Source organism: uncultured Algoriphagus sp. (assembly GCF_963974835.1).
In the GTDB taxonomy this organism is placed as follows: Bacteria; Bacteroidota; Bacteroidia; order Cytophagales; family Cyclobacteriaceae; genus Algoriphagus.
The window spans coordinates 1,375,783-1,382,763 of sequence record NZ_CAXBET010000001.1; the positions used below are offsets into that span (position 1 = coordinate 1,375,783).

The window sequence follows — 6,981 nt, forward strand, 5'->3', positions numbered from 1 at the left end:
CAAATGCCTTTGAATACAACTCATTTCGAAGAGGTAAAAAAGATATTTACAGCATATCTAGAAACAAAAAAGCTCCGAAAAACACCGGAACGCTATGCTATCCTTGAAGAAATCTATACCCGAACGGGACATTTTGATGTAGAATCCCTTTACATCAGCATGAAAAATAAAAATTACCGAGTAAGTCGCGCGACAGTTTATAATACACTAGATCTTTTGGTGGAATGCGATTTAGTCACTAAGCACCAATTTGGGAAAAACCTCGCACAATTTGAAAAATCATACGGGTACAAGCAACATGATCACTTGATCTGTACGGATTGTAATAAAGTGGTTGAATTTTGTGACCCTAGAATTCAGAATATTCAAAATACAGTTGGCGAAATTTTAAACTTTAAAGTGCTTCACCACTCCTTATTATTATATGGCAATTGTACTAAAACAAATTGCGACAATAGAAAAGAAGATATTTTATGAAATTGACTTATAACACAAGCAAAGATGAGCTTGCTCATTACCTTTTTATACAGGGTGATTTGATTGGAGATGAGGTTGGGCCTAAGCTGGTGGAAGTAGTTTCCGACGCTGTTGAAGAGGGAGTTAAAAAGTTCGTCGTAGATCTCAGCGAAGTACGGTATATCAGTTCAAGCGGAATTGGACTGTTAATCACTATGCTTACTAAGATGAGAAATAAAGATGGGGAAGTATACCTTACCGCGCCATCTGAGCATGTAAAGAAATTGCTTATAATCACAAAGCTGAATAATATTTTTACGGTTTATGATTCTATAGATGAATTTAAAAGGAAAATGTAGTCTCTTTTTCGTCGTTGTTGTTGGATTATTATCCTGTTCAGAGAAGGAAGAGAATGGAAAGGATATTTTTTTGAATATTTCAGAGCGTAAAAAATTTCATATTGGGGAAAGTGGAATAACAGCTGAACCCCAATTCTTTGTGTCATTGGATTCATCTCAGAGCAAAGGAGTTATTTATAATAAGTTCGCTCATTCACTTGATAGTATTTTTTTGTCACCTGATTCTGTATCTGTAAAAAAAGGGGACATCATGGAAAGGCAAGGTCCTTCTGGAGTTGGTTTTGTTATGTCGTTTTTTACAACTGATGATCATATAGTCTATATGAATCAACAGCAGTTTTACAATCAAAATAGAATGACTGGAGAAGTATCTATGAAATTTATGCATGAGTATGGGATATTTGGAGATACCGAATATTTAGGGGTTAGTGTTCCCACACCTTCATTTGCTAATGAACTCTACGGTGTGGATAAAGTCTCTGGCGTTGGGTATTTTATATTTGATGATGATAATCAAATTCGGGTCGCTGGATATAAACCCTCTTTGGACTCCATGTTCTTTCTACCCGTGGTTTTGGATTCAGAAAAATATTTTGATTTAAAATATCAAGTAAAAACCAAGAATGTAATTATGGGAGGTAATGATCAACCTCAGCTCAATGTAGTGGGGGATAAAATGGTGATCAGTTATCCTTCATTTAGTGGTTTTCTTGTCTATGACTTAAATTCTCAAGCCCAAAAGACCTTCACCGCAATTTCAAATTCATTTCCATCCCAAAGAGAGCTCCCGCAGAATTATTCTGAAGAGATAGTTTCAGGTGAGTTACAATGGGAACTAGGCAAGATATGGGGGGAAGGTGTTCGATATGGTTATATTAATTATTTGAAAAGCGAGGATAAGTATCTCAGGCTAGTAAAGGGTGAGGGAGGCAGAGATGCTCCTTATTTCTTAGAAGTTTTTGACAACGATTTTCAGAAAATCAAGGAGTTTAACCTGACTGCGATAAATCCAGATCTATCGCCTAATTACTTGAATACCAAATATGGTTTGATGTTCCGAGCCAAAGACCAGCCTGATGAGGATGTCATGTATTATTACTATGTAAATCTGAGTGAGGAGAAATAATTAAGCTCTTTCCCTTGGTTTTCTATGGGCTTATCGCAAATTTCACGCTTCAAAAAGTCAAGTGTAACAGATAAGACCGCACATCAAATGAAGATGGATGTACTTCTAGGTCTCCAGTGGGGAGATGAAGGAAAAGGAAAAATAGTAGACGTATTAGCGCCTGAATATGAAATTGTAGCCCGTTTTCAAGGTGGTCCAAATGCTGGACATACGTTGGAGTTTGACGGAATTAAGCACGTTTTACATCAGATTCCATCTGGGATATTTCGCTCTCAAATACTTAATATAATAGGAAACGGGGTTGTGTTGGACCCAATCGTCCTTAAAAGAGAAATTGATGGATTAGGTAAATTCTCCATCGATTACATGAAAAATCTAGTGATCTCCAAGAAGGCCACGATCATCATCCCTACGCATAAATTGCTTGATGCAGCTTTGGAGCAGTCCAAAGGAGATAAGAAAATTGGTTCTACTCTTAAAGGCATCGGACCAACTTATCAGGATAAGATTGGACGAACCGCACTTCGTGTAGGAGATATTCTTAGTCCGGATTTCAAAGAGAAATACGAAGCTTTAGTAGCCAAGCACAGAACTACACTTTCATTCTACAGTCATCCATTGGATGAACTGTCAGGGATGGAAGAACAATTTTTTTCAGCGGTTGAGTTTTTCAAGACACTGAACCTTATTGACAGCGAGTATGTGGTCAATGAAGCATTAGATGCCAATAAAAGGATTCTTGCTGAAGGAGCACAAGGTTCTTTGCTAGATGTAGATTTCGGAAGTTATCCATTCGTGACAAGTAGTAGTACAATGGCGGCGGGTGCTTGCACAGGATTGGGAGTTGCTCCTTCTAAAATCGGTGAGGTATTTGGAATCTTTAAAGCATATTGTACCAGAGTGGGTAGTGGCCCTTTCCCTACTGAGCTATTCGACCAGGCCGGAGAGGACATGAGAAAAGAAGGCAATGAATTCGGTAGTACTACTGGTCGCCCAAGAAGATGTGGTTGGCTGGATTTACCGGCACTTCGTTATTCTATTATGATTAATGGAGTCACTCAGCTATTCATGATGAAGGGAGATGTCCTGAATATCTTTGAAGAGATAAAAGTCTGTACTCATTACGAATTGCCAAGTGGAGAGAGGATCGATAAATTGAGTTTTGAGATCACTGAGCAAGAAGTTTCTCCAGTATACAAAGTAATGAAGGGATGGAATTGTTCTTTAGAGAACGTTCATTCTTATGAGGAGTTTCCTTCAGAACTGAAAGAGTATGTGGAATATCTGGAAAGTGAATTACATGTTCCAATTAAATTAGTATCTGTTGGACCTGATCGGATCCAGACTATTTTGCGTTAATTTAATTGTAAAATATTTGAAGCCCTTGGTTTTAAATCAAGGGCTTTTTTGTTTCGTAACTATAAAGTGTAATTTGACGTTCCCCAAATAAACATAGTTAAGATTTGAGATTTTTACTTATTGCTTCTGTTCTGTTTTTTGTCTTTAAAAGCACATATTCACAGGTTGGGTTCCCTTACTGTGAATCTTTTACAGATCAAGAATCCATCGGTTCTGAAACTGTTTTTGGAGGTAGCGCCAAATTGGTAGACGGAGTAATGCGCCTCACGGATGCGCAAATGGAGCAAAACGGATACGTTTATATAGACATCCCATTTTCTCCGGCTTATGGAATAAAAGCATCTTTCGAATACTTTATGTATGGTGGAAGTGGGGCAGATGGTCTCACCGTTTTTATGTTTGATGCAAATGTTCAAAACTTTCAAACCGGTGGATTTGGGGGATCATTCGGGTACGCTCAACGAGAGTCTAAATCCGGTATGACAGGAGCATATTTGGGTGTCGCATTTGATAGTTTTGGAAACTTTAGTAATTCAAGCGAAGGAAAAGTTGGAGGTTTTTCAGGATCGGCCAACGAATTATACCCAAATAGTATATCCATTAGAAAGGGAGGGGCAGGTCTTAGTGGTTATGATTTCGTGGCAGGTAAAATAACTCAAGATTTAGGAGGTCATAGTAATTTGGCTCTGGATGTGCAATATCAATTTCCGCTAAGTTCTGGAGGACAAGGTACTAATAGAGTTGAAGATCCTGCGCTTCCGGGTTATCGTAAAGTCTTTTTGGAATTAGAACCAAACCCCTCTGGCGCTGGCTATATTATTAAATTGGAAATGGTGGTAACCACAACTGCTAATGAACCAAGGACAATTACTGTTTTTCCCGGCATTCCTTTTCCATATGAGCCACCAAAAAACTTGAAAATCGGTTTTGCTGCTTCCACCGGAGGAGAAACAAATATTCATGAGATTAGAAATCTGATTGTAGAGGTATCCAATGATGAGGGATTGAAAAACCCTTCAGGAATTGATCTCTCTGATTTAGCATCGTGTGAGGGACAGGAAAACACCTATTTTATTACAGATGAAGAGGTAACTCTTCCAAATGAAAATAGTGAAATCAGTTGTTTGCAATTTTACCAATCACTTGAAGAAATAGAGGGAGAAAGCGACGACATCTGTTCTCAAGGAAAATGTAGAGAAGAGAATAGAATATTAGAATTACCGGAAGGCACTTTTAAAGCTGGAACAAATGGAGGTGACTTTACCTTTTTACCAAATGAAGGCTTTACAGATCAAAGTGTTACTGTCTTTTATACCATAACCGATACTTATGGTAAAAGTTCTTCAGGTAACTCTATGACTTTGAAGATTCAGGAATCCCCTGAACCGATCAGTATTTTTGGAGATGGGGATCCTGACATGATAGAAGAAGTCAGATTGTGCGGAGGGGAATCGGTTACTTTTAACTCCAGCGGTAGAGAGCCGTATGAGCGTTACGAATGGTACAAGGATGATGTGCTTATAGAGGGCGCAGAAGCGGATAATTATGTGGCAAGTGCTACAGGTGAATATTTATTAAAGGCATATAACAGCATGAACTGCCCTGCTGTGTCCAATTCGATATTGGTTAGTTTTCCCGAATTTCCGGATTTTGAATTTACTTCGCCTGTCTTAGGATGTGCGCCGAATGAGCCTGTGGATGTGACTGCTAGCATTTTAAATTATGATCCCACAACGTATGATTATAAGTTAACTGGAAGTGGTCAAAGCTATTTGGATGATGAAATGAAAGAAGTTTCTATCTCGGGAGACTATGAACTTCAGATTAAATTTGCTGATCTGGATTGTTATTCATCCCCTGAGCCTATACAAGTAGTAATAGTCGAAGATGAGTTAATAGCTAATTTTTCATTTCAATCTGAGGGATCCGGAATTCGAGGAGAGTGGGAAGGAGGATTCTTCCCTGACGATGTGATTCTATTTAAGGATATGTCCTCAGAGGAAGCCCAAACTTGGAATTGGGATTTGGGAGATGGATCATTTTCTACGGAGAAGAATCCTGCCCATGGATATGGTAAGAAAGGAGAGTTCGTAGTGACCCTTACGGTTACCAATGAGTATGGCTGTGAAGCATCTGTTATCCAATATATTCAAATTTTGAGGAGCTACAGAGTTATGTTTCCGACAGCGTTTACTCCCTTAGATAGGTATAATCAAACTTTCCTACCAAAATTTAAGGAATTGGCATCTATGGAACTCTTGATATTTAACACTTGGGGCAATTTGATCTTTCAAACTGATGATCTGAACACAACAGGTTGGGATGGTACGCTGGACGGGAAGTTGTTGGATGCTGGATTTTATGTATACCGATTTAATGGTGTCGCCACAGATGGGGAAAAGGTTAGTGAAGCAGGTAAATTTAAATTAATCAGATAATGACAAAACTTTACCTGATGGCCGTTTTTTTATTAATCTCTTTGAGGGCTTTTTGTCAGGATGTACAGTATTCTCAATTTTATGCTAATCCATTGTATCTAAATCCTGCGTTTGCAGGAAGCACTGGGCTTTCAAGAGTTGGGGTCAATTTCCGTAATCAATGGCCAGCATTAGATCAAAGCTTCATTGCTTATACAGCATATGCAGATCATTTTTCTGAAAAATATAATTCTGGATTTGGAATAATTATCTCTGGAGCAAGAGAATCTTTTACTCAAAGCAATACGAATGAAATAGGACTTCTCTACAGCTATAGACTTCAATTAGGGGAAAAGAGGTTTCTGCATGCTGGAGCTCAGGGAAGTTTATTGTCAAGGGATGTTATGTTTGACGAGATTGTTTTAGGAACCCAGATAGATATAGATAGAGGAGTTGTTACTGGTCTGCCTGGAGAGGATTTTTTAGGGAATAGTAAATCAACTGTGGCCGATTTGAACCTTGGACTTCTGTATTATGAGGATATGTTTTGGTTTGGTGTTTCGGCCACTCATTTATTGAAGCCTCAGATTAGCTATCTAAGTATAGATTCAAATAGACTTGCAGTTAAATATTCATTGCATGGAGGAGTTAGGTTCAACCTTGCTCCGGGAAATATTAATGATTATTTCAATAATACAGACCAGGAGAGATCTCTTGCTCTTGCATTTAATTACAAAACGCAGGGTATTTATGACCAGCTAGACATTGGAGCGGAGTTTTACTTTGAGCCATTGGTACTAGGTTTTTGGTATAGAGGTCTTCCAACAAAGTATAATCTACCCAATAATGAATCTTTAATAAGTCTTCTAGGAATGGAACTAAGATCTGGTCTAGATTTAGGATATAGCTATGATTACTCTATTTCAAAACTTGGTCAGCGAGCCTCCGGTGGTGCACATGAAGTTTCTGTCAGGTATGTATTTTCATCAAAGGACCCGCGCAAGAAGTATTATCCAGAACTTCCTTCTTTCAGATATTAATTGAAATTCTCATCACTCAATAAATTCCTTTGTCAATTTTTATGATGTGATAATTGACCTTTTGGATCTTCTTATGTAGATTGATTGAAGCGTGCAATTGAAGATCTAAAATTTTTATCTTTTGTAATCAGTGAGTTAGCCCTTAAATCTCATTTATTTATAATTTAGCCTTGCCCATAAATAAAAAAGGGAGATATTTGCACTCCCAAACGACGCAGACGGTG

Annotated in this window: 6 protein-coding genes; all 6 read left to right on the forward strand. The window is 38.1% G+C overall.

What is annotated here, in order from left to right; translation table 11 throughout:
• Nucleotides 1–3: 3 nt before the first annotated feature.
• The 6 genes from AACZ73_RS06105 to AACZ73_RS06130 all read left to right on the forward strand — a co-directional run bounded on the left by AACZ73_RS06105 (nt 4) and on the right by AACZ73_RS06130 (nt 6,757).
• On the forward strand, nt 4–477 hold the full coding sequence (locus AACZ73_RS06105) for a transcriptional repressor (RefSeq protein ID WP_339876313.1): 474 nt from the start codon (nt 4–6) through the stop codon (nt 475–477).
• On the forward strand, nt 474–815 hold the full coding sequence (locus tag AACZ73_RS06110) for an STAS domain-containing protein (protein WP_339876315.1): 342 nt from the start codon (nt 474–476) through the stop codon (nt 813–815). The genes AACZ73_RS06105 and AACZ73_RS06110 overlap by 4 nt, the downstream gene beginning before the upstream one ends.
• A 250-nt stretch (nt 816–1,065) precedes the next feature.
• On the forward strand, nt 1,066–1,941 hold the full coding sequence (locus tag AACZ73_RS06115) for a hypothetical protein (RefSeq protein WP_339876316.1): 876 nt from the start codon (nt 1,066–1,068) through the stop codon (nt 1,939–1,941).
• A gap of 87 nt (nt 1,942–2,028) precedes the next feature.
• A complete protein-coding gene (locus AACZ73_RS06120) occupies nt 2,029–3,300 on the forward strand; it encodes an adenylosuccinate synthase (protein WP_339876360.1) in 1,272 nt (423 codons plus the stop codon).
• A gap of 104 nt (nt 3,301–3,404) precedes the next feature.
• Nucleotides 3,405–5,738, forward strand: coding sequence for a PKD domain-containing protein (locus AACZ73_RS06125; RefSeq protein WP_339876317.1), 2,334 nt, complete (start codon nt 3,405–3,407; stop codon nt 5,736–5,738).
• Complete coding sequence (locus AACZ73_RS06130; RefSeq protein WP_339876319.1) at nt 5,738–6,757, forward strand: type IX secretion system membrane protein PorP/SprF; 1,020 nt, start codon at nt 5,738–5,740, stop codon at nt 6,755–6,757. Before AACZ73_RS06125 ends, AACZ73_RS06130 begins: the two co-directional genes overlap by 1 nt.
• Nucleotides 6,758–6,981: the final 224 nt, after the last annotated feature.

Excerpts from the sequence above, each read along its gene's own strand:
- AACZ73_RS06105 (WP_339876313.1), top strand. The coding sequence starts at position 4 with ATGCCTTTGAATACAACTCATTTCGAAGAGGTAAAAAAGATATTTACA.
- AACZ73_RS06110 (WP_339876315.1), top strand. The coding sequence starts at position 474 with ATGAAATTGACTTATAACACAAGCAAAGATGAGCTTGCTCATTACCTT.
- AACZ73_RS06115 (WP_339876316.1), top strand. The coding sequence starts at position 1,066 with ATGGAAAGGCAAGGTCCTTCTGGAGTTGGTTTTGTTATGTCGTTTTTT.
- AACZ73_RS06130 (WP_339876319.1), top strand. The coding sequence starts at position 5,738 with ATGACAAAACTTTACCTGATGGCCGTTTTTTTATTAATCTCTTTGAGG.
- AACZ73_RS06120 (WP_339876360.1), top strand. The coding sequence starts at position 2,029 with ATGAAGATGGATGTACTTCTAGGTCTCCAGTGGGGAGATGAAGGAAAA.